This window comes from Mycobacterium sp. E136 (assembly GCF_001666865.1).
Classification (GTDB): Bacteria; Actinomycetota; Actinomycetes; order Mycobacteriales; family Mycobacteriaceae; genus Mycobacterium.
Genome location: NZ_LZJE01000267.1, coordinates 1 through 22,574, shown reverse-complemented (window position 1 = coordinate 22,574; position 22,574 = coordinate 1). Strand labels below are relative to the sequence as shown.

18 protein-coding genes are annotated in these 22,574 nt (G+C 65.3%); 11 read left to right on the top strand and 7 right to left on the bottom strand.

Annotated elements, in window-relative coordinates; genetic code table 11:
- From A5698_RS17885 to A5698_RS17870, 4 genes are all read left to right on the top strand, one after another.
- Positions 1 to 610, top strand: a 610-nt coding sequence (locus tag A5698_RS17885; RefSeq protein WP_156670803.1) for an ABC transporter permease, incomplete at its 5' end; no start/stop codon positions are given.
- A complete protein-coding gene (locus tag A5698_RS17880) occupies positions 607 to 1,476 on the top strand; it encodes an ABC transporter permease (RefSeq protein ID WP_068299630.1) in 870 nt (289 codons plus the stop codon). The genes A5698_RS17885 and A5698_RS17880, both read left to right, overlap by 4 nt.
- Positions 1,473 to 3,086, top strand: coding sequence for a dipeptide ABC transporter ATP-binding protein (locus A5698_RS17875; RefSeq protein WP_068299628.1), 1,614 nt, complete (start codon positions 1,473 to 1,475; stop codon positions 3,084 to 3,086). The genes A5698_RS17880 and A5698_RS17875 overlap by 4 nt, the downstream gene beginning before the upstream one ends.
- Positions 3,087 to 3,110: 24 nt before the next feature.
- The gene (locus A5698_RS17870; protein ID WP_067088094.1) at positions 3,111 to 3,851 is read left to right on the top strand and encodes an SDR family NAD(P)-dependent oxidoreductase; all 741 of its coding nucleotides are present in this window, start codon (positions 3,111 to 3,113) and stop codon (positions 3,849 to 3,851) included.
- A gap of 2 nt (positions 3,852 to 3,853) precedes the next feature.
- Here A5698_RS17870 and A5698_RS17865 read toward each other — a convergent pair whose 3' ends face one another.
- The 4 genes from A5698_RS17865 to A5698_RS17850 all read right to left on the bottom strand — a co-directional run bounded on the left by A5698_RS17865 (position 3,854) and on the right by A5698_RS17850 (position 8,990).
- Positions 3,854 to 5,497: a DUF7800 domain-containing protein gene (locus A5698_RS17865; RefSeq protein WP_067087929.1), complete on the bottom strand. Its 1,644-nt coding sequence runs from the start codon at positions 5,495 to 5,497 to the stop codon at positions 3,854 to 3,856.
- 71 nt (positions 5,498 to 5,568) lie between these two features.
- Positions 5,569 to 7,275: a hypothetical protein gene (locus A5698_RS17860; protein WP_068299626.1), complete on the bottom strand. Its 1,707-nt coding sequence runs from the start codon at positions 7,273 to 7,275 to the stop codon at positions 5,569 to 5,571.
- Positions 7,276 to 7,493: 218 nt separating this feature from the next.
- Complete coding sequence (locus A5698_RS17855; RefSeq protein WP_067297796.1) at positions 7,494 to 7,682, bottom strand: hypothetical protein; 189 nt, start codon at positions 7,680 to 7,682, stop codon at positions 7,494 to 7,496.
- Between the two features lie 27 nt (positions 7,683 to 7,709).
- Positions 7,710 to 8,990, bottom strand: coding sequence for an acyl-CoA dehydrogenase family protein (locus A5698_RS17850; RefSeq protein ID WP_068299623.1), 1,281 nt, complete (start codon positions 8,988 to 8,990; stop codon positions 7,710 to 7,712).
- Between the two features lie 132 nt (positions 8,991 to 9,122).
- On the opposite strand from A5698_RS17850, the gene A5698_RS17845 reads away from it, so the two are divergent.
- The 3 genes from A5698_RS17845 (at position 9,123) to A5698_RS28685 (ending at position 12,744) form a co-directional block, all read left to right on the top strand.
- Positions 9,123 to 9,422: a DUF732 domain-containing protein gene (locus tag A5698_RS17845; RefSeq protein ID WP_068299619.1), complete on the top strand. Its 300-nt coding sequence runs from the start codon at positions 9,123 to 9,125 to the stop codon at positions 9,420 to 9,422.
- Between the two features lie 50 nt (positions 9,423 to 9,472).
- Positions 9,473 to 11,122, top strand: coding sequence for an N-acetylmuramoyl-L-alanine amidase-like domain-containing protein (locus A5698_RS29885; protein ID WP_068299616.1), 1,650 nt, complete (start codon positions 9,473 to 9,475; stop codon positions 11,120 to 11,122).
- 266 nt (positions 11,123 to 11,388) lie between these two features.
- Positions 11,389 to 12,744, top strand: coding sequence for a hypothetical protein (locus A5698_RS28685; protein ID WP_156670802.1), 1,356 nt, complete (start codon positions 11,389 to 11,391; stop codon positions 12,742 to 12,744).
- A gap of 33 nt (positions 12,745 to 12,777) precedes the next feature.
- Here A5698_RS28685 and A5698_RS17830 read toward each other — a convergent pair whose 3' ends face one another.
- Positions 12,778 to 13,560 carry a class I SAM-dependent methyltransferase gene (locus tag A5698_RS17830; RefSeq protein ID WP_068299633.1) on the bottom strand — a complete coding sequence of 261 codons (783 nt, stop codon included), beginning with the start codon at positions 13,558 to 13,560 and terminating at the stop codon, positions 12,778 to 12,780.
- 553 nt (positions 13,561 to 14,113) lie between these two features.
- On the opposite strand from A5698_RS17830, the gene A5698_RS17820 reads away from it, so the two are divergent.
- From A5698_RS17820 to A5698_RS17805, 4 genes are all read left to right on the top strand, one after another.
- On the top strand, positions 14,114 to 15,463 hold the full coding sequence (locus A5698_RS17820) for an argininosuccinate synthase-related protein (RefSeq protein WP_084792503.1): 1,350 nt from the start codon (positions 14,114 to 14,116) through the stop codon (positions 15,461 to 15,463).
- 74 nt (positions 15,464 to 15,537) lie between these two features.
- The gene (gene nthA, locus A5698_RS17815; protein WP_353651824.1) at positions 15,538 to 16,188 is read left to right on the top strand and encodes a nitrile hydratase subunit alpha; all 651 of its coding nucleotides are present in this window, start codon (positions 15,538 to 15,540) and stop codon (positions 16,186 to 16,188) included.
- Complete coding sequence (nthB, locus tag A5698_RS17810) at positions 16,185 to 16,850, top strand: nitrile hydratase subunit beta (protein ID WP_068299602.1); 666 nt, start codon at positions 16,185 to 16,187, stop codon at positions 16,848 to 16,850. The genes nthA and nthB overlap by 4 nt, the downstream gene beginning before the upstream one ends.
- Complete coding sequence (locus A5698_RS17805) at positions 16,847 to 17,224, top strand: nitrile hydratase accessory protein (protein WP_068299599.1); 378 nt, start codon at positions 16,847 to 16,849, stop codon at positions 17,222 to 17,224. Before nthB ends, A5698_RS17805 begins: the two co-directional genes overlap by 4 nt.
- Here the strand turns inward: A5698_RS17805 and A5698_RS17800 are convergent.
- Positions 17,221 to 18,111 carry a class I SAM-dependent methyltransferase gene (locus tag A5698_RS17800; RefSeq protein WP_068299598.1) on the bottom strand — a complete coding sequence of 297 codons (891 nt, stop codon included), beginning with the start codon at positions 18,109 to 18,111 and terminating at the stop codon, positions 17,221 to 17,223. The two genes, A5698_RS17805 and A5698_RS17800, sit on opposite strands and share 4 nt — an antisense overlap.
- A gap of 36 nt (positions 18,112 to 18,147) precedes the next feature.
- On the bottom strand, positions 18,148 to 22,574 hold a 4,427-nt coding region (locus tag A5698_RS17795), incomplete at its 5' end, for a non-ribosomal peptide synthetase (protein WP_156670801.1).

Sequence of the window (22,574 nt, the reverse complement as noted above, 5' to 3'; positions counted from 1 at the left end):
CGCCATCCCGGCCGGGATCTGGTCGGCCCTGCACGAAGGCAGGATCAGCGACGCGATCGTGCGGGTGGGCAGCCAGTTCGGGGTGTCGATCCCCGACTTCTGGATGGGGATTCTGCTCATCGCGCTGTTCGCCTCGACGCTGCACTGGCTGCCCACGTCGGGGTACCGGCCGTTGTTCGACGACCCGGGCGGGTGGTTGCGCCATCTGGTTTTGCCTGCGCTGACCGTCGGGTTGGTCGCGGGCGCGATCATGACGCGCTACGTTCGCTCGGCCGTGCTCGAGGTCGCCGCGATGGGCTATGTGCGCACCGCGCGATCGAAAGGGCTTGCGCCGCGGGTGGTCACGCTGCGCCACACCGTCCGCAACGCGTTGATCCCGGTGCTGACCATCACCGGCATTCAGCTGGCCACGATCTTGTCGGGGGTCATCGTCGTCGAGGTCGTGTTCGCCTGGCCGGGCCTGGGCCGGCTGGTTTACAACGCCGTGGCCGGACGCGACTACGCGGTCATCCAGGGCACGGTGCTGTTGATTGCGGCGCTCTTCCTGTTGATCAACCTGATCGTGGACGTGCTCTACGCCGTCGTCGACCCGAGGATCCGGCTGTCATGACCGCTCCTGCCAGGGTGTCGTCGCTGCGGCTGCTGATGGCCAACCCGGTCACCGTGGTGAGCACCGGTCTGCTCCTGCTGATCGCGTTCGTCGCCGTCACCGCCGATTGGATTGCGCCGTACGAGATCAACGACGTCGACGTACCCAACGCGTTGCGCCCGCCCAGCGGATCGCACTGGTTCGGCACCGACGAACTGGGTCGCGACGTGTTCTCCCGGGTGTTGGTGGCAACGCAGGCGTCGATGCGGGTTGCGGTCGTCAGCGTGGCGTTCGCCGCGGTCGTCGGCGTAACGGTCGGCCTGGTGTCGGGGTATCGCGGCGGTTGGCTCGACACCGTCTTCATGCGCGTGGTGGACGTGATGTTCGCGTTTCCGGTGCTGCTGCTCGCGCTCGCGGTGGTCGCGATCCTCGGTCCGGGGGTGACCACGACGATCCTGGCGATCGGCATCGTGTACACGCCGATCTTCGCGAGGGTGTCGCGGGCCAGCACGATGAGCGTGCGCGTGGAACCGTTCGTGTCGGTGTCGCGCAGCATGGGCACCGGGCATCTATACATCCTCGGTCGGCACATCCTGCCGAACATCGCGGGGCCGCTGGTGGTGCAGACGTCGCTGTCGTTGGCGTTCGCGATCCTGTCCGAGGCCGCATTGTCGTTCCTGGGATTGGGGATTCAGCCGCCGCAGCCGTCGCTGGGACGGATGATCTTCGATTCGCAGGGCTTCGTGACGATGGCGTGGTGGATGGCGGTCTTCCCGGGTGCCGCGATCTTCGTCGCGGTGCTGGCCTTCAACCTGCTGGGCGACGGTCTGCGCGACGTGCTCGATCCCCGGCAGCGCACGATGATCGAGGCCCGAAGGAAGCAATGAGCGATCCGGTGTTGAGCGTGCGCGACCTGCGGGTGAGCATCGGCCGCCGGGAGATCGTGCACGGCGTCTCGTTCGACGTGCACCGCGGGCAGACGTTGGGCATCGTCGGCGAGTCCGGTTCGGGCAAGTCGATGACCGTACTGGCCGCGACGGGCCTGCTCGACGCTCCCGGCGCGAGCGTCGACGGAACCAGCACGCTGACAACCGAATCCGGCCGTACCCAGCTGGTCGGCGCGTCGGACCGGGTGCTGCGCAGCGTGCACGGCGGTTCGATCGGTTTCGTGTTCCAGGACCCGGGAACGTCGCTGAACCCGCTGTTGACGCTGGAGCGGCAGATCACCGAATCGCTTGAGGCACACCGCCGGATGACGCGGCAGCAGGCGCGTGGCCGCGCGCTCGAACTGCTGGAGGCGGTCGGGCTGCCGGATCCGGAGACGCGGTTGCGCGCGTATCCGCATCAGCTCTCGGGCGGACAGAAGCAGCGCGTGATGATCGCGATCGCGATGGCGTGCGATCCCGCGCTGCTGATCGCCGACGAACCGACGACCGCCCTCGACGTCACCACCCAAGCTCAGATCGTCGACCTGGTCGCCGATCTGCAGCGCGACTTCGGCACCGCGGTGGTCTGGATCAGCCACGACCTCGGCGTGATCGGCCAGGTGGCCGAGGACGTCACGGTGCTGCGCGGCGGCGAGGCGGTCGAACAGGCCTCGATCACAGACGTTTTCGATCGGCCCCGCCATGAGTACACCCGGGAATTGCTCGCCGCGCGCCCACTGGTCGGGCGTCCCGGCCCGCCTCCGGTGCCGGACGCGCCGGTGCTGCTCGACGTAAACGGCCTCGACGTGCGGTTCGAGGTCAGCACACCGGTCGGCAAGTCGACCGTGCACGCCGTCAAGGATCTGTCATTCCAGATCCGGCGGGGCACCACGCTGGGCCTCGTCGGCGAGTCGGGTTCGGGCAAGTCGACCGTGGCGTCCGCGCTCACGGGCCTGGTGCGGCCCGACGCAGGCAGCGCGACGCTCGGCGACTCCGACGTGTTCGGCGTCCGCGGATCGGCGGAGAAGGCGCTGCGCAGGCGCATCGGGCTGGTGTTCCAGGACCCGTTCTCGTCGGTGAATCCGCGGGCCCGCGTCGGTTCGGCGATCGGCGAGCCGCTGATCGTGCACCGGCTCGCGAAGGGCCGCCGCGGCCGCGCAGCCAGAGTCGCCGAACTTCTCGAACTGGTCGGACTGCCAACGTCATTCGCGTCGCGCTATCCGCACGAGCTGTCGGGCGGTGAACGCCAGCGGGTGAGCATCGCCCGCGCCCTGGCCGGTGAGCCCGAGCTGTTGATCCTCGACGAAGCGACCGCGGCGCTCGATGTTTCGGTGCAGGCCAAGGTGCTCGACCTGCTGGCCGGCCTGCAGCGCGAGCTGGGGCTGACCTACCTGTTCATCGCGCACGACCTCGCGATCGTGCAGCAGGTCAGCCACGACGTGTTGGTGATGCGCGACGGCGCGGCGGTCGAGTACCGGCCCGCAGACGAGTTGTTCGCCTCGCCGCAGGACGACTACACCCGTGCACTGTTGGCCGCCGTACCGCCGGAGCGTCCGCGCGTCTCGGCCTGACCGCCGCATGAGATGGTCATGATCATGACTCAACTCAGCGGCAAGGTCGCATTGGTGACGGGCGCCTCGGCGGGACTGGGCGCCGCGGTCGCGCAACTGTTCGCGGAACGGGGTGCCACGGTGTTCGGTATCGCGCGGGACGCCGAACGCATGGCGACGGTGTTCGAGACGGTGCCCGGCGGCCGCTTCGCGTCGGTGGACGTGACGTCGGTGGCGGCGTGTCGCGAGGCCGTCACGCAGTGCGTCGAGGCATTCGGTCGTCTCGACGTCCTCGTGAATGTGGCGGGCTTTCACCAGATGCGGCACACCACCGAGGTGACCGACGACGACTGGGAGCGCGACCTCGCCGTGAACCTGCACGGCCCGTTCTACCTGTGCCGCGCGGCGATTCCGCATCTTCTCGAGAGCGGCGGCAACATCGTCAACGTCTCGTCGATCGCGGGTGTGGAGGGCGAGGTGTACTCGGCCGGATACTGCGCCGCCAAACACGGACTCGTCGGGCTGACCCGGGCGCTGGCCGTCGAGTACACCAAGGAGAAGGTGCGGGTGAACGCGGTGTGCCCCGGCGGCATGCCGACCGCGCAGACCACCGAGTTCTCCGCGCCCGAGAACGCCGACTGGGATCTGATCATGCGGATCGCCTCGCCGCGCGGCTTCATGGACACCGTCGACGTCGCCAAGACCATCGCGTTCCTCGCCAGCGACGACGCGGCGGCGATACACGGTGCGGTGTACCGCGTCGACAACGGCAAGGGTGCGGGCTAGGGCTAGAGCAGTTTGTGCTCGATCACGGTCGTCAGCTGCGGCTTGCGCCAGCCGCCGGTGACCTTCTCGATCCGCACGCCCATCTCGCCGCCGGCGATCTCCAGGGTGCCGATCTGGTTGCGGAAGTGCGGGAGTGAGACGGGTCGCCAACGCAGTCGCGGCTTGGGCACCTTGGTGGTTTTCACCAGCGCCTTGCCGACGGCTTCGACGAAACCGGTGTGGCCGAGCCGCAGGATGACCCGTTCAACGGCGGAGGGTTCCTTGCGCAGCCCCGAGCAGACGACCTGCCACACCTTGGTGCCCAGCCGGGTCGCTTCGTCGGGCATCTCGACCTCCGACACCCAGCAGTGGTGCACGTCGCCGCCGAACAACACCATCGAGTCGGGTGCCGGTCCGCGCTTTCCGCTCGCCACGTCGATCGCGAGATCCTCGAAGCGCCGGTAGCTTTCCTGGAAGCACGCCCAGTGGTCGAGGTTGGCGGTGATGCGGACCTTCTCCCCCAGCCCGGTGAACCATCGCCCCCACGCGCCGTCGCCAACGGCCTCCGACCACGCTTCGATGTGGTGCATCCCGTAGGGCAACAGGATCGGCAGCGAGCTGGCGAACAACAGGTGCTGATAGTTGCCGTCGGCGTTGGCGGTGATCCAGTCCCATTCCTCGTCGGTGGTGATGCGGCGCCGTCCCGGCGCGAGCTGGCGACCGGTGCGGGCGTCGACGACGATCAGCCGCGCCGAGCCGAGATCGCGACACATGCTGAAATGCGATGCGCCATCGTCCTTCTCGGCCATCTGCGCGAGTTCGCGAATCGGTTCGGCGCCCTGCCGCGTCTCGATGACGCGCTGGAACGTCTGGTCCTTGGCCAGCTCGTCGGGTGACATGTTGCCGAGGTGTTGGTAGATCCAGTAGGACATCAGCCCGCCGATGATCCGCGTCTGATACCAGTCGGTCTTGCGCTTCTCGTCGAGCCAGGCCTGCGAGGTGTTCCACTTGTCGTTGATCTCGTGGTCGTCGAACATCATCGACGTCGGAACGGTCGAGAGCATCCACCGTACGACCGGATCGCACCAGGCGTCCCAGTAGCCGATGCAGTACTCCTCGAAATCCTCGAGCACCTCGACGGGACCGTTGGCGTGCACCTCGCGGTCGGCGACCAGATCCTTGATGGTGTCGTTCACCTGATCGGCGTAGAGCTGGTCGCCCATCATCAGCATGGCGTCGGGCCACAGCGCCGACGGCTGACGCAGCATCCGCATCCCGTAGGTGCGCAGCACGTCGATGCCCTTGCCCTTGGGGTGCCACCAGTGCTGGTAGGTGTAGGGCGGATGGTGTGGGGCCGACGCCCGGCAGGATCCGAACAACAGCCGCAGTGAGCCGTCGCGGGGCATCAGCCGGATTCTGGGCGCAGGGAACTCGTAGTTCCTTGGCGGCCAGGCCTTCTCGCCGTCCAGGTGCACCTGGTACGGGTGCTCCCGGTCGGGGTCGAGGTCGGTCACGCAGACGATCGCGAAGTGGTGGCCTTCGACCTCGAAGGTCTCGGCGCGGTGGCCGAGAACCTCGACCTCGCACGCCTTGTCCGTCTCGACCCAGATCGTCGCGTCGGTCTTGCCGACGTGGCGGAGCAGCGGACCCACGCGAACCTGGGGCATCGCCCCATCATGCACCTTTATTGACGGCGGTGTGACGGCGGCGGCGCCTTTCCTGGTGCGCCGGCGGGCCCTCAGTGTTCGGGCCGCCGACGTCCGAGGAAGAACGCCAGCCCGATCGCGCCGAACCCGAGGGTGCCGATCACACCCGCCGAGACCATCAGGAAGATGTCCCTGCCGGTGAGCCCGCCGGTCGACGACTCGTCCGACGCCAGCCGCAGCCGGTAGTCACCGGGCAGCGGGGCCTCGGCCGGTTCGCTCAGGCCCGGGAACTGCTGGGTCTTGCGGATCTCGAATTGGCGTTCGCCGCTCGCGGTTTGGGTCCACTCGCCCCAGGCGGGGGTGGCGCCGTCGAGCAGCACCTTGCGTCCGCCGTAGACGCGGTCCTCACCGACGTCGACGATCTGGCGCACCCGGAACGGCTCGTAGCGGGCGTTCGAGTAGTTCACCAATACCGGCACGTTGTCGTAGCGCAGCACCGGTGGCGGTGGCGGCGGCAACGGCAGGCCGGCGCCCGGGAAGTAACCGCCACCAAGGAAGGTGCCGACCGCGATGTTGGACACCGTCTGCGCGACGTTGGCGGCCGCGACGACCGGGCTCAGCACCGCCGCGGTGAAGCTGTAGGCGGCGAACTGGGCCGCCTCGAGCACCAACCGCGACAGCGGCGGGATGTAGGCGATGCGCGGGCGCATGTCGTAGACGTAGACGATGCGCACCGGTGCCCGGAACGGATTCATCAGCACGGGGCGGTAGTAGTCGTCGTACTCGATCCACTCCGGTCGCCACTGGCGCACGTTGCTGATCAACTCGAAGTCACGGTCCCGCTTGGCCGAGAGCTCGACCTTGGCGCTGGCGCTGGCCTCGGCGCCGTTGAGGCCGAGGGTCATGTCGACCGACTGCTTGAACGCGGCCACGTCCTGCTCGGGTGCGGGCGCGGGCTCCGGCTCGAAGACGGGCTTCGCGTTGCGTGCGAGCTGAACGTCCTCGGCGGGTGCCTCGAGGGTCTCCGGCGCCAGGGTCTCGAGTTCCTTCGAGGCGTTCTGGATCGACACGGTCGGGGTCTCGGACTCGTCACCGCTCTTCTCGGTGGCCGATGTCGCGGCCGCGGTCTTGTCCGCCTTGTCGCTCGGCGTCGGCGTAGCGGTGTCGGAGGCCGGCGCAAGCGCAGCCGACGAGCTGGCTGTCTTGGACGGATCAGCCGGCTCGCTGGTGTCCGGCTTGGTCGACGGAGCGGCAGCGCTGGTACTCGGCGCGGCCGATCGCGCGGCGGTGGTCGGCTCTGCGGTCGGGGTCGCCGGCTCTTCGGCAGCGGCGGACGGCTCGGCCGTCTGGACCGCGGTGCTGGTCTTCGGCGGCGCCACGGTCTGCGGCTCGGGCGCGACGGGCTCGGGTTCGGACGCGGGCTCCGGCTCGGGAGCAACGGGCTCCGGCTCGGCGACCGGCGCCTGCTGCTGAGGCGCCTGCTGCTGGGGAGCTTGTTGCTGAGGTGCTTGTTGCTGAGGTGCCTGCTGCTGAGGTGCTTGCGTCTGCGGCGCCTCCTGGGCGGCCGGGCCTTGCGGCTCCCGCGCCGAGGTCGGCCGCTCGGCAGGTGCCTCCCGCTCTGGGGCGCTGACCTTCGGTTCCGGCGCGACCGTCGTCACGACGTCGTCGGAACCCGGCTTCGCGGCCGCGGGCGCGAGCCCGGCCGTCAGCGCGGTCAGCGAGATCACGGCTCCCGTCGCCAGAACGGCGATGCCTTGCCTGCGGAAATGCCTGCGGAAATCATCCAGCGGAGCACCCATCGTGCCTCCACTCCCTTCTCTGCCTGGTTTGGCGCGTTGACGCCGTGCGACACGGTTCGTCGCCGAGACGGAAGCGAGCACCACCCCAAGCGCTCCCCCGACGCTTCGGCCTCACAGAATTCATCGCTCGGCACGACGGGGCGTTACAGATGGTGCGCGCCGCTACAGCGAAGTCCGTCTCGGCAGCTTGTATGGTGTCGAGGTTCGGCAACCGCGGGTCACGGCCTGCGACGGCGAAGGCCGCCGACGGCCAGCGCGATACCCACCAGGGCGATGATCGGGCCGAGGATCGACCACGTGGTGGTGTTGCTCATCGGGCTGCCGCCGACCACGCCGAAGCCCTGAAGCGTGAACAGCAGACCGAACAGGGCGACGATCACTCCGAGCAGGGCAATGGCGAACCGCATGCATCCACCCTAGGCGAGTCTCCGGCCTCAGCGGCGCCGCGACAGATACTTCTGATACGTCTCGGCGGCGGCCGCCAGTTCGGGTCGGGCGTCGAGCACGGGCTGCATCTTCTCGCGCGCCTGCTCGCGCTTGTAGGGCAGGAACTCCGTCGGGAAATCGCCCTCGTGTGGCTGATAGTCACGCAGTACGCGGCGCGCGACGGTGGCCTTGTGCACCTCGTCGACGCCATCGGCGATGCCCATCGTCGGGGCCGCGGCGTACATCGCCTGGATCGGGGTGAGGTCGGTGGTGCCGAGCGAGCCGAGGATGTGCAGCGCGTTGAACGACACCTCCCGCAGCACCTTGGCCATCGTGAATTTCACCGCGGCGATCTCGGTGCGGGCCTCCTGCGTCGAGGTGTTGTCGATCTTCCACGCCGTCTCGAGGACGAACAGGCGCAGCATCTTGATCATCGCGTAGGACTCGGCGATCTTCTCCTGCACCATCTGGTGTTCGGAGATGACCTTGCCGTGCGACTCGCGGCTGAGCGCCCGCTCGCACATCATGTCGAAGGCCAGGTTGCACTGCGCGATCGTGCGCATGGCGTGATGGATGCGCCCGCCGCCAAGGCGCCTCTGCGCCAACACCTTTGCGCCGTTCTCCGGGCCGAGCAGATGGTCGAGCGGCACCCGAACGTCGCGGTACTTGATGTGGTTGTGGTTGCGCGGCTCGGGCATGATCTCCACGCCGGGCGTGTTACGCGGAACGACGAACATCCCGTTGGTGCACATCACGAACAGGATGTCGGCGACGCGACCGGCCGAGGTGAACCACTTCTCGCCGTTGATCACCCATTCGTCGCCGTCGCGCACGGCGTGGGTCTTGAACAGGTTGGGGTCGCTGCCGCCCTGCGGTTCGGTCATCGAATAGGCCGAGAACATGTCCTGGTTGAGCAGCGGTTTGAGCCACCGCTCCTTCTGTTCCTCGGTGCCGTACGCGGCGAGCATCTCCATGTTGCCGGTGTCGGGCGCCGACGCGCCGAACATGTGTGGGGCGCCGGGGTAGCGGCCGATGACCTCGTTGAGCAGGCCGAGCTTCAGCTGCCCGAAGCCCGGCCCACCGAGTTCTCGGTCGAGGAAGATGGCCCACAATCCCTGGTTCTTGACCTCCTGCTGGAGTTCGCGGACGTAGGCCTTGACCGCCGGATCGGGGATGCGCACCGCATGCGGGAACACGTGGTCGAGCGGTTCGACCTTCTCCTCACAGAACTGCTTGACCCAGTCGAGCTTTTCTTGAAATTCCGGTTCGGTGCTGAAGTCCCACGCCATGCTCGCAGTCTGTCACCACGTCAGCGGCGCGATGCGGCAATCCCGGCCTCGGTAACGCCGTAGTCTCGATATGCATCCGATCCTGCGTGCCCCGAGCCAGAACGGGTAGACGGGCGCTAGGAAGGACGTGACATGACTACGCATGCGCTCACTGCGCTTTCGATTGCAGCGGTCGGCCTGCTGATGGCCGCACCCCAGGCTGCCGCTTCGCCCGAGGACGACCTCTGCCGCAGTATCACCTCGGTGGGTTATACAGGCGACTGCACGACACTGACCACCCTTGCCCGCGACGCGTGCACGCAGTTCGCGCGCGGTGCCGATTCGACGGCCGTGGCCGAGAAGCTGGACATCGCGACCAAGGACGAGACGTTGTCGAACTTCATCGTGGCCGGTGCGCGGCTGTACCTGTGTCCGGAGCCCACGAGCACGTAAATCCGCTGGCGGGGTCGACGCGCGCTCGGCGGCGCTAGACTCCGACGGCAATGAACGCCCGTCTCGACGCCGCCAAGATCATTGCCGCCGCAGGCACCGCGGTGATCTTGTTCGCGCCGGTGGGCTGCTCGAGCTCGGACAGTCCGGAGGCGTCCCCGTCGACGACGGCGGCGCCGGCTCCCCCGTCGCCGACACCAGCAGCCGACGCACCGCGGCGTGAGTTGGCCTCCGATCCGGTGCGCATCGCCGACGATCTCGTCGCCGACGAACGCGCGCTGCGGGACCCGTCGTCGAGTGAGGCGTTGAAGAGCGCGGCGGCGCAGCGGCAGCAAGCGGCCTACCGCGCCCTCGGACGACATGTCGAGTGGGACCCGATCGTGCGCCCGCGGATCCCGCCGGAGCTCGTGACGGCCTACGACCGCAACGTGCACGCGCGGCGAGAGCTCGGTGTGATGAGCCGACCGAAGGACACGCTGCCCGCGTGGCGGATCGTCGCGCCCACTCCGGCGAACGAACTGATGGAGTACTACCGCCAGGCGGAATCCGAGTTCGGCGTGCCGTGGAACTACCTGGCGGCGATCAACCTCGTCGAGACCGCCTTCGGCCGCGTGGCCGGGGTGAGCACCGCGGGTGCGCAGGGGCCGATGCAGTTCATGCCGTCGACGTTCGCCGCCTACGGCGCGGGCGGCGACATTCACTCACCCCGCGACAGCGTCATGGCGGCGGGACGGTACCTGTCCGCCAACGGGTTTACGCGCGACCCCGACTACGCGCTGTACCGGTACAACAACTCGAACAATTACGTGCGGGCGATCCACGACTACGCGGCGGTGATGGCCGCCGATCCCGCCGGCTTCGACGGATACCACCGGTGGGACGTCTACTACATGACGACAGCCGGCGACGTTCTGCTGCCGGTCGGATACACCGAGGAGACCCCGATCCCCGTCGTGAATTACCTTGCGTCCAACGACAAGCCGGCGCCGGACGTTGCGATGTCGGAGCAGAGTGAGCAGATCCTCGAGCGCATATTGGCGGCCAGGAACGGGGCGGCGGGTTCTGGCCTGTCCGCGGTCATCTCGCGTGAGTTTCTCGGGACTCTCTACGGCGCAGACACTCTGATCGGTTCGATGAGTGAGCCGGAGAAGCTCGTGGTCGAGTTGGCTCGCGTCGACTGTTTCACGTTCCCGGATTACGTCGAGGCACTGAAGCGGGCGGGCAACCGTGACGAGTTCATCACCGCGCTGAAGGAGGTCCGCTATAAGGACGGCGTGGTGAACTTCCAGAATCGCAAGCACTTCTTCACCGACTGGGCCGCCGACACCCCCGCGGTCGCGAACGACGTGACGGCGGAGGTGAGCCCGAATACTGTTCGGGTGCAGAAGAATCTGAACCAGAAGGACTCGGGCGGTGTGTACCTGCCGGGCTTGCCCGTCGTTCCCCGGACGGTGTCCTACATTCCGAGCGACCAGTTCGGCGCTGACGTCGTGAGCCGACTGCGCACCGGCGACTACATCGGGGCGTACGCCGACGACGGCGGGCTCGACGTCACGCACGTCGGCATCTTCGTCGACACACCGGGTGGTCCGGTGGTGCGCAACGCGTCGTCGCTGCCGGGCGACAACAAGGTCGTCGACACCCCGCTGTCCGACTACCTGCGCATCGTCCCTGGGGCGGTTGTGCTGCGGCCGGTTCGGTAGAGGCAGGCGGCGATGTCGTTGCCTGTGGGTGGCGCAGTGTCAGAGACGCAAGTTCATAGCCGACGCCGGGGCAATTGCCCTCCTCTGTCGTGACATGAGTTGTGCACCAGTTGAAGTCGGCTGGTTGGATACACTGTAGCTGCGATACAACGCATCTCAGTAATCGTCCGAGTCCAGGTGCCGTGAGCAAATCGCCACGCGGAAATCGCGTGCGACGATCCAAGCCGTGCAGCAGCAGCTCCCTGCCAACCCGCAAGGGGGATGTCATGCTGCCCGGACCGCGGCTAGAACCGCTTCTCAACGCGGCCTCCAGATATTGCAGCGACACGTCGATGACCTTCGGCACACCGACGGGACCGGAGGGGCACCACCGGAGTAACGGCGGTATTGGAATGTGTCGAAAGCAACAACTGGCGCACGGTCAACGCGCTCAAAAGGCGGTCGAGACGCGCTCGCCGTTGCGCCCCAAGAGACAAACCGACGTGTCACAATACATACGCCAACCGTCTCCGCGAAGGGAACCGATCGTGGGGTCTTCCAGAACGGCCACCCATTGGCCGGATCGCCATTTATTGGTCGAGCGGGTGTTCACAACGCGGGCGAGCATTCTCAAATTCAACGAGCGTTATCCATGGGCGGCAGGGGTGATCGCGGTGCCGCTGACGGTCATCGCCCTGGTCGGCGTCGTCATGGCTCCACTACTGTTCGTTCCGCTGTTGTTGGTGGCCGGCATGGCTCTAGTCGGAATCGAGTACTTCGCACTCCAGCAGGAAGTCGGTAAGCACCACGCGCGGTCCTCCAACGATCGGTGGAAGTGGAACACGCAGACACGCGACGATTCGCGAAACATCCGGAGCAACGTGAATCTGCCCCACCCGGAGTTGGAAGCGCGTGTGCGTGCAGAAGCCGCGGAGGCCGAAGCGCTGGCCGCCGAGACGAGGGCACGGGCAGAGGCCACCGGAGCGCAAGCGCTGGCGGCGGAGGCGGAGGCGCTGGCCGCCGAGGCTGAGGCGCTAGCGGCCGAGGCCCGAGCCCAGGCGAAATGCACCGAGGCCCAAGCCCTGGCCGCCGAACCGGAAGCCCAAGCCGCCGAGGCGCAAGCTCGGGCCGAAGCCGCCGAAGCCCAAGCCCGCGCCGCCGAAGCCCAGGCATGGTCACGAGCACGAACAGAAGCCGCCGAGAGCGAAGCCCGCGCCGCCGAAGCCAGGAAGCAAGCCGAAACCGCCGAAGCCCAGGCCCGCGCCGCGGAGGTATGGGCACAAGCCGAAGCCGCCGAAGCCCAAGCCCGCGCCGCCGAAGCCAGGAAGCAGGCCGAAGCCGCCGTAGCCCAGGCCCGCGCCGCTGAAGCGTGGGCGCAAGCCGAAACCGCCGAAGCCCAAGCCCGCGCCGCCGAGGCCCAGGCATGGTCACGAGCACGAACGGAAGCCGCCGAAACGGAAGCCCGCGCCGCCGAAGCAAGGGAGCAAGCCGAAGCGACCGAAGCGCAGGCTCGAGCGGCCGAGGTGTGGGCACAAGCGAAGGCCGCCGAAGCCCAAGCCCGCGCCGCCGAGGCCCGGGAGAAGGCGACGCGGTTACGGCTTGAAGCAAATACCAACGCCAGACGGTTTCGCCAGCTTGATTGAACCGCGTGCTGCGCGATCGGTGGGGAGCGAAACCTACGTCGATTGCTCGGTTCGGCGGGCGCGACTGGCAACCACCGTGGTGGTGCCAAATGGTTGGCTGCGGAACTCGACGGTGATCGCCGGATCGGCATACTCGGCGAGGGCACGCAGCGCCGACCGGCTGTAGGAGCGCAGCGAACTGATAACTCCATCGTGGGCCAACGGGCTCAGCCCCGTCATCGGTAAAGCTGGCGCCAGCACCATCATGTGTATCGGTGGCCACCACCTGCGGAGGTCGATGATCATCAACTTGGAAGCCGCCCGGGTTCCCTCGGCGAACACAAGGGCGGCACGGTCCGGCGGCAGATGATGCAAGGACAATGCGAACACCGCGAGGTCGTAATACCCGTCGGGCGCGTCTATTGCGGTGGCGTCCATATGCCGCACTGTGGCGCGTGGGTGGTCGCCGAGATCCCGGTTGACGGCGGCCAGGAACGCGTCATCGATATCGGTGACGGTCACCTGAGCGGTGGGATGGGTCTCGAGGATGGTGCGCGACAGACCGCCGAGACCGCATCCGAGTTCCAGGATCTTAGGTGTGGCGACGTCAGTCACTTCACGAATCGCCGCATCGGCGCACAACTTATAGGCGCCGAGGAATCGCCGTCGACCCTTTCGGTCGAGGGCTTCGATGACCTTCCGCTTCAAATCTTCGACATCGTGGCGATCGAGGTATTCCAAGCGGTCGGTCTGCAGGCGCCGGTCCAACCAGGAGGCGTCCGGCCCGCCCCTGGGCATACTCACGATGTCGGTGGATGTCCTGCCCATGCCGAACATCATGAACGACGACAGTGGTGCTCCACTACAAAACAGACGCGATGTCCATCACTGCCACGAAATTGGGCGGCGGACCAGTCGAGCCGGCACCCATCTCCACGACGGGTCAACGTTTGCTGTCGCAATTTCCGGCGGTGAACCGGCCTGGATACGGGCATCCTGACCCGTCGTCGACCACATCAATTTGCAATCGAGAAAACAACGCGCCTAAATCAGGGGCGAAGATGTCATCGACGTACCGGCTCCCCTGAGGCTGACAGCCTTTACGCCGTTCCCGACCCACTCCAAGATCGCCCCACGGCCCACCGGCGTGCCGACCCCGGCCGCGATCTGACAGAGCAGGCGGGCTCGCCCCCGAGAGCAGCAGCGCGTCTAAGCAATCAGTTTGCCGATACGAGCAAGTCCTCACCTCGAAAGTGCTAGCCTGACCCCCAGTTGGGAGGATGCGGGACCTGGTCGGATTCGACCCTGCCAACGTACCGGCGCGACCTTTCGCGGGCCACGGGAGTTACACAGCGGTGCCCCTGCCGACCCGCCCGACGGGGTTTGGATTATGGGATCTGACCACATGGATAAACGGAAGATCCGCTCCTTCTCGGATATTGAGGAATTGTGTCATCGTGACGACACCGTCGTCACTCTTTGCGGAGGCGGGCTGGACAGCGCGTATCTGCTGGCGCAACTATCGAGGCTTGACGTCCATGTAATTGCCCTCTCGGTTGATCTCGGTGACGACTTCGGACTCGAACAGTTCTCGTCTATCGCGGACAAATTCGACGTACGCATAGTTCGGCTCGACCATAGAAACGAGTTCGTCGAAGAGTTCGTAGGCCCATCGATTCTTGCCGGCGGCAGGTATCTCGGTCAGCATCCGATCAGCGCATCGTTATCTCGCCCACTGATTGCCAGGGTGGGGGTGGACTTCGCGCGATCCGTCGGCGCCAAGTGTCTCCTCCACACCGCCAATCAGTCGCAGAACAGTCTGCGGAGACTAAACGGTGCAATCTCCGATCTCGGTTTCGAGGGTTACTACGGATCACCTTACGAATTCGACGCCCTATCCCGCGACTTCAAGCGGTTGGAACTTCAGGAGTCGTTTGGCATCGTCGGGTTCGAGCATCGGTTACTCAGTACCGACACCAATCTGTGGTGTCGAGAGTTCGAGAGTGGATCTCTTGACGATCCCGAGGGCTTCGAACTCGATCAGGGCCTGTACCAATGGTCGATGGCATCCGAAAGCAAAAGCCGCGTAATAGAACTGGGGTTCGACAACGGATATCTCGTCTCCGTCGACTCGGAACCCATCACCGATGTCGTCAAAGCGATTTCCGATCTCAACGTCAGGGTAGGCCGATACGGTATAGGGCGGTTCTGCAGCCTGGAGCATCTGGAAAGTGGGGAAAAGGTGCTCGAGGTTCGCGAGGCTCCTGCTGCGGCACTCGTTCTCGAAGGCTTCGCTCAGTTGGCATCAGCGACAGTCGAGGCGGAGACCCTGCGTTGGATGCGCACTCTCGGCGAAGCTCTGATAATGGAGGCCGTAGAGGGGCGATGGTTCCGCGGACTCCGTAAGGCGTTGCAGTCGTTCCTTGAAGTCAGTGCTCGCCCCGTCAGCGGCGTTGTCCGCTTCACGCTTCGCAACGGGGGATTCGAACTCGAGGGATTCAAGGCTGAGTCGCCGCTCTACATCCGTGACCGGGAGCAGTGGGAGTACCGCAAAGCCGCTGCGGCCAGGTCGGTTTCACCGAGCCGGTTCGATGAATCTTCCTACCTGGTCGGCCAGGAGCCCAACATCGACCTCAGTGCGCGTGTCGACGTCGTTGGCATCGACAGAGATGAGCGCATCAACGGCGAGACGGCGTTGCGAGTCCGCGACGACCCGACCTCGACGACATCGGTTGACTGATGGGCGGGGATGCGGGTGCACGGACCTGTCGACGCGCTGCGTTGGCTCCGGTAGACGCTTCCGACTCATGATCGGTGACTGCTGACATGTCGCGGTCGGACCCAACCCGTGTCGTCGATACCGGCGATCGCAGCGAAGTCGGTGAGATGGACCTACGGGTCAGGGCGCTGGAAAGCGTGCTCGTTCAGAAGGGCTACGTTGATCCCGCGGCACTTGATGAGCTCATCGAGACATACGAGACGCGCATCGGTCCTCGCAATGGCGCACGCGTGGTGGCCCGCGCCTGGGTCGATGCGAACTACCGCGAATGGCTACTGAGTGATGCCACAGCAGCGATCGCATGGTTGGGCTACATGGGCCGTCAGAGCGAACACATGGTCGCGGTTGAGAACACGCCGGTGCGCCACAACTTGGTGGTCTGCACATTGTGCAGCTGCTATCCATGGGCCGTGCTGGGTTTGCCGCCCAGGTGGTACAAAAGCGCGCCGTACCGGTCACGTGCGGTTCGTGACCCGCGTGGTGTGCTCGCGGAGTTCGGCGTGACCCTGCCACCGAGTACCGATATTCGGGTATGGGATTCCACCGCCGAAATCCGTTATCTCGTGGTGCCTATGCGACCGGTCGGAAGCGAAGACCTCGACGAAGAGGAACTCGCCGCGTGGGTGACCCGCGATTCGATGATAGGCACCGGCTTGCCCCGCAGACCGGAGGCCACCGACGAATGAGCAGCGACGCGTACGTCACTCACGCTGATCTCGGCGGTCAACCGCGACACGGCCCGGTCAAGCGCGAATCGGAACACAGGACGTGGGGGGCGGCCTGGGAACCGCGCGTGTTCGCACTTCAGCTGTCGATGGGCGCAACGGGAGCGTGGAATCTCGACATGACACGCGCCGCCAGAGAAACTCTTCCGGAGTACGACCGGAGCAGCTACTACGCAATCTGGTTCGCCGCGCTGTTGAAGCAGTTAGAGGAGCGGGGTTTAGTCTCACGTGACGAATTGGCCGCCGAACGGTCGCTGCACCCGCCGCGTGCGCTGCCCCGCATCCTCCGCGCTGAGGATGTGCGAGTCGTGCAGGCTCGCGGCGCGCCCACCGAACGGCTCGCCGTCAAGGGCCCGCAGTTCGGTGTCGGTCAGCATGTGCGCACGGTGGCCAAGCCGACATCGCACCACACCCGCCTACCGAGGTATGCGCAGGGCAAAGAGGCTGTCATTGAACGCGTACACGGAGTGCACGTCTTTGCAGACACCCATGCCAGCGGTCGCGGCGAACAGCCGCAGTGGCTTTACGGCGTGGTGTTCGCCGGGACATCGTTGTGGCCGGACGCCGATCCCACCCTCACCGTGTCGATCGACGCGTGGGAGCCGTACCTGGAAGCATCATGAGCCGGTCTGCATGGACCGAAGGCCCGGATGAGACGAGGATCACATTCGAAAGCCCCTGGGAAGCAAGGGTTTTTGCTATAGCAGTCTCTCTGCAAGAACGTGGGCTGTACACCTGGCGTGAGTGGACACAGACATTGACCGCACGAATCGCAGATGCACAAGCGGCCGCTACCTCCGACGCCGGCGAGTCCTGCTACAGGCACTGGCTCGATGCGCTCGAAGACTTGTTGACGCGCAATGGCATTGATCCGGCCGAAACAAAGCGCTGGCGTGATGCGTGGCGGCATGCGGCTGGACGCACGCCGCACGGCGAGCCGATCGAATTGCAGGCCGACGACTTCGACACGGGCGCAACCACCCGCGGCAACGGTTAACTTCGAGGTTTCGTTGCCGACACGATCACGTAGTCGGCGATGCCCGTTCCTCGTTCCCACATCTGCACGCCACGACACTCGTTGCGTTCCGCTTCCGTCACTTCCACCACCACTTCGTGCATCTTCTTCTTGCCCTCGATGCGCTGCCGGGCGTACTTGGCCATCGCGGGATACACATCCTCGCGGATCGACTCCACGACCACGTCGCAGAAGCCCACGGCGGCGAGACGCCGGGCATACTCCTCCCGGTCGTAGAAATTGGCTTCAGGATAGTGGCCGTACTTTCGTCCGAAGCGGGTCGATAGGCTGGGTTTCTGGCCTGGATTCGGCAGCATGTCGGTGAGCGCGATGGATCCGCCTGGTTTGAGAACGCGCAGGGCTTCTTGCATGAAAGTGTCTCGTGTGTCGAAGTGGAACGCGCATTCCAAAGCCAAGACTCTGTCGAACGATGCATCGGGGAAATCGATGTCCGTAGCTGAGCCGAGTCGAACGTCGATATGGTTCTCCATCCCGCGCTCGGAGGCTCGCTCGCGGGCTTTGTCGACGTGGACGGGCGTGATGTCGATGCTCGTTATATGTGACACCTTGAAGCGGTCGACAAGAACGAAGTCCTGTTCTGCGAAACCGACGCCCACGTCGAGAACTCTGTCGCCGGGTCGCAATCCCGCACGCGTACCGAGAAGTTCGACCATCGCGACACAGGCGTCGGGATAGGTGCGAGCCGCCTTCCAGTACCCGAGGTTGAGCCACAGTGGCTTTGAAGTATCGACGTAGTTCTCGCTCATGAAGTCGATGACGTCGTCACCCAGCATCGTGTAGTAAGCCGCAGCGTCCTTCTGTCGGACAAGGCTGAGGGAGTGTACGGCCGTCAAGAATCCCCAGTACATCGAGAGAGCGAACCTTCGCATGATGATCCTTCGAGGCTAGAGCAGTCCGAACCGCTGCAAATCGGTGACGTATTTGATGATGATCGGCGCTGAGATGTGTGGAATGTCCGGAATGTCTGCACCGAACGTCGATCTCGCCGCCTGGACGGCGTCGCGGAATCGGTCGGTTGAGGCGAAAGCCCCGCGTGTGGGCTCGGGCAGATCGAACTGGTCAGAAGGGCGGGACAGCAACATCTGTAGCACCGAGTGCTCGCGTTGTCGGTCGGGCAGCGCGCCAAGGGCGCTCTCAAACCGCTGCAACCACTCCCGGAAGTCACCGATCCGCTGGATGGGGTAACCGGCATCGATCAGCCAGTCGACGTATTCGTCGGGGCCAATGCCGTCATCGTGGGGATTCATAACGTGATAGGTCTTGAACCCATCGATCACCTGCGCCCCCAACGTCGCGACCGCCTGGGCGATGAAATCCACGGGTAGCCCGTCAAAGTGCGCTCGTTGCCGATTGCCTTCAGCGTCGAGTTGGAAGAAGGACCCTGGCGCTATGCCGGTGGCCACCACACTCAGCACCATCCGGGTGACCGTGTCAGAGACGTTGAGCTGCCCAGCATAAGTCGGCTCAGCCAGGATCACGTCACAGCGGAACACCCCAACCGGTATCCCACACAGGTCGTGCGCTTCGCGGAGCAACACCTCGCCGGCCCACTTGCTTGTGGCGTATCCATTGCCGTAGCTGTCATCGATAGAACGGGTAGGGCTGATGACACGGATATCGGCGTCTTCGGTAAAGGCGGACGAATCGACTTGGGTTCTCACATCGGCAGTCGAGACGTAACTGTAGGACTTCAGTTTCCCGGTGAGCGCGAAGCGGATCATCTCGGCGGTCCCGACGACGTTCGGCCCAAAGAGTTCGCTGTAAGGCAATACGCCATTGACCAGGGCAGCGGCGTCGACGACCAGATCAACCGTTTCAGCCAGACACCGCCAGAGCTCCTCGTCCAACCCGAGGTTGCTTTCTCCCTTGTCCCCCGCGATTACCTCCAAATGATCGGCCGCCATTTCCTGGAAATGCCGCAGCAGCACAGGGTCCCCGCTGTCGAACGTCTTATTCAGTCGAGAGAACGCTTCTTCGTCGGACCCGCCGCGCACCAGGCAGATCAAGGTGCCGTCGACTCGCTCCATCCGTTCCAGCCACTCCAGGACCAGGTAGCGCCCGAGGAAACCGGTCGCACCAGTCAACAACACCGAGCGAACATCGGTACTCGGTCCCGGCAGATTCACCGCTGCGGCCAGTGTCTCCGCGTCGATGAACTTGTCCAACGTGAGGTCGCCGGCGTGCACCTCGGTGGGACAGCGACCGTGCACCGCCGTGAAACGCTGCCTCACCCCAGACTTTCGATCAGCGCTATGCCGGGCCAGCTGCCGACTCAAGCCGCATACGGACGGCGCGTCGAACAGCACGGGCACCGGGAGATCGGCGTCGAAATCCATATTGATCTTGGCGATGAGGCGCATGGCGGACAGTGAATCCCCGCCCAGATCGAAGAACGAGTCATCGACCCCGACGCGCTCAATTCCGAGGATCTCGGCGTAGATGCCGGCTATGACCTCCTCGACCGGCGAGGTGGGGGCGCGATAAGTACTGGCGGTGTATTCGGGTGCCGGCAGGGCGCGAGTGTCGAGCTTGCCGTTGATCGTCAAAGGGAGAGCGTCGATCACCACCACCGCGGCCGGCACCATGTAGGACGGCAATCGCTCGGCCAATATGCTCCGCGTGCGGGCGGGATCGACTGCCCCGATGGCCGATTCGGTGACATAACCGACCAGGCGCCTATCGCCGGGTCGGTCTTCGCGGACTGTCACCACTGCTTGATCCACCCCATCCACAGCAGCCAACGTGGCGCGCACCTCACCCAGTTCGATGCGGTAACCGCGGATCTTGACCTGTTCGTCAACGCGCCCCAGGAACTGCAGTTGACCGTCGGCGCGCCACCGCACCAGATCTCCTGTGCGGTACATCCTCTGCCCTGGCATGCCCGCCTCGATAAACGGGCAGGCGACAAATCGCGACCCTGTCAAGCCGGCGCGGCGCCAGTAGCCGCACCCGACTCCCGCTCCGGCCACGTACAACTCGCCGACCGCCCCGACGGGCACCTGACGCAACCAGTCGTCCAACACGAAGAACGCCGCCCCTGCCACCGGCGCGCCGATCGGCGGTCCGCCGGTCCCAGGTTGCAGTGGCGTACTCATCGAGGTGTACACCGTGGTCTCGGTAGGGCCATAGGAGTGAACCATCACCCGTCCAGGCGCCCACCGGTCGACCAGCTCCGCTGGGCAGACCTCACTCGCGGCCACCAACGTCACTCCATCCAACCCCTGTGGTGACAGCATTCCCACCGCCGACGGCGTCAGGATGAGCATGCTGACCCGTTCGGCGACCAGCAGGGCGTGGAGCTCCTCCGGTGAGCGGCCGATGGATTCGGGCACGACCACCAGACGTCCTCCGCGCAGCAACGCACCCCACATTTCCCATGCCGATACGTCGAAAGCCAACGAATGCCATTGTGACCATGTCTGTTCCGGTGCCAGCCAGGTATCCAGTGACTTCAGCAGCTGAGTCACATTGTGGTGGGTGATGGCCACGCCCTTGGGGACACCAGTGGTGCCGGACGTGTACATGAGATAGGCAATGTCGTCCGGACTCGGGAGCGGCAAGCCTGTACCCGGTTGGTCCTGAATGTGGGGATCGTCGACATCGACGACCGCGACGTCGAATCCATCCAATCGGTCGGCCAGCCTCGCTGTCGTGACCACTGCCGTCGGCGACGCGTCGGAGAGCATGAATCCGATGCGATTCGGCGGAAGCCCCGGATCCATCGGTAAATACGCAGCCCCGGTCTTGAGTACCGCGGAAATCGCCACAACCGCTTCGATTGAACGGGAGATGAGCAGTGCCACACAGTCCCCCGGCCTCACACCCCGGCTCCACAGCAGATGCGCGAGTCGGTTCGCGGCCGCGTCCAGCTCTCGATAGGTCAGTGAGCGGCTTTCGAATGTGACCGCCAGCGCCTCAGGTGTACGCGCGACTTGCGCGGCGAACGCCGCTGGAATCGATAACGGGGCGCTCGCCGCGAAGGCCAGAGCGTCGCGGTGGCCAATTCGATCCAACCGGGCATGCTCCGCGTCGGTGAGCACATCCACCGACGAAACGGGTTGCCCCGCTGCGGATGTCATCGCCACCAAGACCCGCTCGAACCGTCGCACCATCGCCTCGATTCGCTCGGCATCGAAGACATCGGTGTCGAATTCGACACGCAAGCCCAGTTCGCTGCCGGGCGTGGCTTGCACGGTCAGCGGATAGTGGTTGTACTCGCGGCTGGCGAATTCTGTGACCGCCAGCTCGTGCTCTCCGGACAGCGCGGCGGTGTCGACCGGGTAGTTCTCATAGACGAAAACAGTGTCGAACAGTTGGTCGTGGCCTGTGATGCGGTGGATTTCGCTGAGGGCGAGGTGTTGGTGTTCGAGTGTGGCGTTGTGGTCGTTGTGCAGCTGTTCGAGCAGGTCGGTGGTGGTCGTGGTGGCGGTGATGTGTGCGCGTACCGGCACGGTGTTGATCAGGAGTCCGACCATGGATTCGGCGCCGGACACATCGGCGGGTCTACCCGAAACGGCGCTGCCGAAGGCAACGTCGTGCTGGCCGGTCAGCCGCATCAGCAACTGAGCGAACCCGGCCTGCAGCACAGTGTTGACGGTCGTATGACAGGAGCGAGCCAGCTCGATGACGGACTTCGTCGTCTTCTCCGACATCCGATACGATTTCACGCCTCTGGCGCCCAGTCGCATTCGTTGGGGCTGGCTCAGCAGGGTCGGGGTGTCAAAGCCGGCAAGTACAGCTCCCCAGGCGACGCGCGCCGCTTCAAGGTCCCGCTCGGCCAGCCACGTGACATACCTGCGGTACGGGGTGGGTGGGGGTAGTCGGTTGCCGTGATAGCTGGCGAAGATCTCGCCCAGCAGGATGGGTAGCGACCAGCCGTCCATCACGATGTGGTGGTAGGTCAGCACCAATCGGTGCCGGTTCTGCGCTGTACGGATGAGCGCCGCGCGTACGGCCGGTGGGTTTGCCAGGTCGCACACCGCCGCCCGTTCGGCAGCGCACACCCGGTCGATCTCCCCGGTGATGTCGTCGTCGCCTGCTGCGCGCTCGACATAGCGCCAGGCCGCGACGGGTGAGGCAGGAATCGCCTGCACGGGATCATCGAACTGGGAGCAGAAGCGGGCGACCAGATGCGGATGGCGAACAATCGTCGTCTGCAACGCATCTCGCAATCGATGCCTGTCGAGTCGACCGCTCAGCGTGAATTCCAGCTGCATCGCATATACATCGTCCGTGTTCCCTTGGGTGGTTTTGGTGTGGTAGAGCAGTCCTTGTTGGAGGGGGGTCAGTGGCAGGATGTCGGCGATGTCGT

Excerpts from the sequence above, each read along its gene's own strand:
- A5698_RS17880 (WP_068299630.1), top strand. The coding sequence starts at position 607 with ATGACCGCTCCTGCCAGGGTGTCGTCGCTGCGGCTGCTGATGGCCAAC.
- A5698_RS17875 (WP_068299628.1), top strand. The coding sequence starts at position 1,473 with ATGAGCGATCCGGTGTTGAGCGTGCGCGACCTGCGGGTGAGCATCGGC.
- A5698_RS17870 (WP_067088094.1), top strand. The coding sequence starts at position 3,111 with ATGACTCAACTCAGCGGCAAGGTCGCATTGGTGACGGGCGCCTCGGCG.
- A5698_RS17865 (WP_067087929.1), bottom strand. The coding sequence starts at position 5,497 with ATGCCCCAGGTTCGCGTGGGTCCGCTGCTCCGCCACGTCGGCAAGACC.
- A5698_RS17860 (WP_068299626.1), bottom strand. The coding sequence starts at position 7,275 with ATGGGTGCTCCGCTGGATGATTTCCGCAGGCATTTCCGCAGGCAAGGC.
- A5698_RS17855 (WP_067297796.1), bottom strand. The coding sequence starts at position 7,682 with ATGCGGTTCGCCATTGCCCTGCTCGGAGTGATCGTCGCCCTGTTCGGT.
- A5698_RS17850 (WP_068299623.1), bottom strand. The coding sequence starts at position 8,990 with ATGGCGTGGGACTTCAGCACCGAACCGGAATTTCAAGAAAAGCTCGAC.
- A5698_RS17845 (WP_068299619.1), top strand. The coding sequence starts at position 9,123 with ATGACTACGCATGCGCTCACTGCGCTTTCGATTGCAGCGGTCGGCCTG.
- A5698_RS29885 (WP_068299616.1), top strand. The coding sequence starts at position 9,473 with ATGAACGCCCGTCTCGACGCCGCCAAGATCATTGCCGCCGCAGGCACC.
- A5698_RS28685 (WP_156670802.1), top strand. The coding sequence starts at position 11,389 with ATGCTGCCCGGACCGCGGCTAGAACCGCTTCTCAACGCGGCCTCCAGA.
- A5698_RS17830 (WP_068299633.1), bottom strand. The coding sequence starts at position 13,560 with ATGTTCGGCATGGGCAGGACATCCACCGACATCGTGAGTATGCCCAGG.
- A5698_RS17820 (WP_084792503.1), top strand. The coding sequence starts at position 14,114 with ATGGGATCTGACCACATGGATAAACGGAAGATCCGCTCCTTCTCGGAT.
- nthB (WP_068299602.1), top strand. The coding sequence starts at position 16,185 with ATGAGCAGCGACGCGTACGTCACTCACGCTGATCTCGGCGGTCAACCG.
- A5698_RS17805 (WP_068299599.1), top strand. The coding sequence starts at position 16,847 with ATGAGCCGGTCTGCATGGACCGAAGGCCCGGATGAGACGAGGATCACA.
- A5698_RS17800 (WP_068299598.1), bottom strand. The coding sequence starts at position 18,111 with ATGTACTGGGGATTCTTGACGGCCGTACACTCCCTCAGCCTTGTCCGA.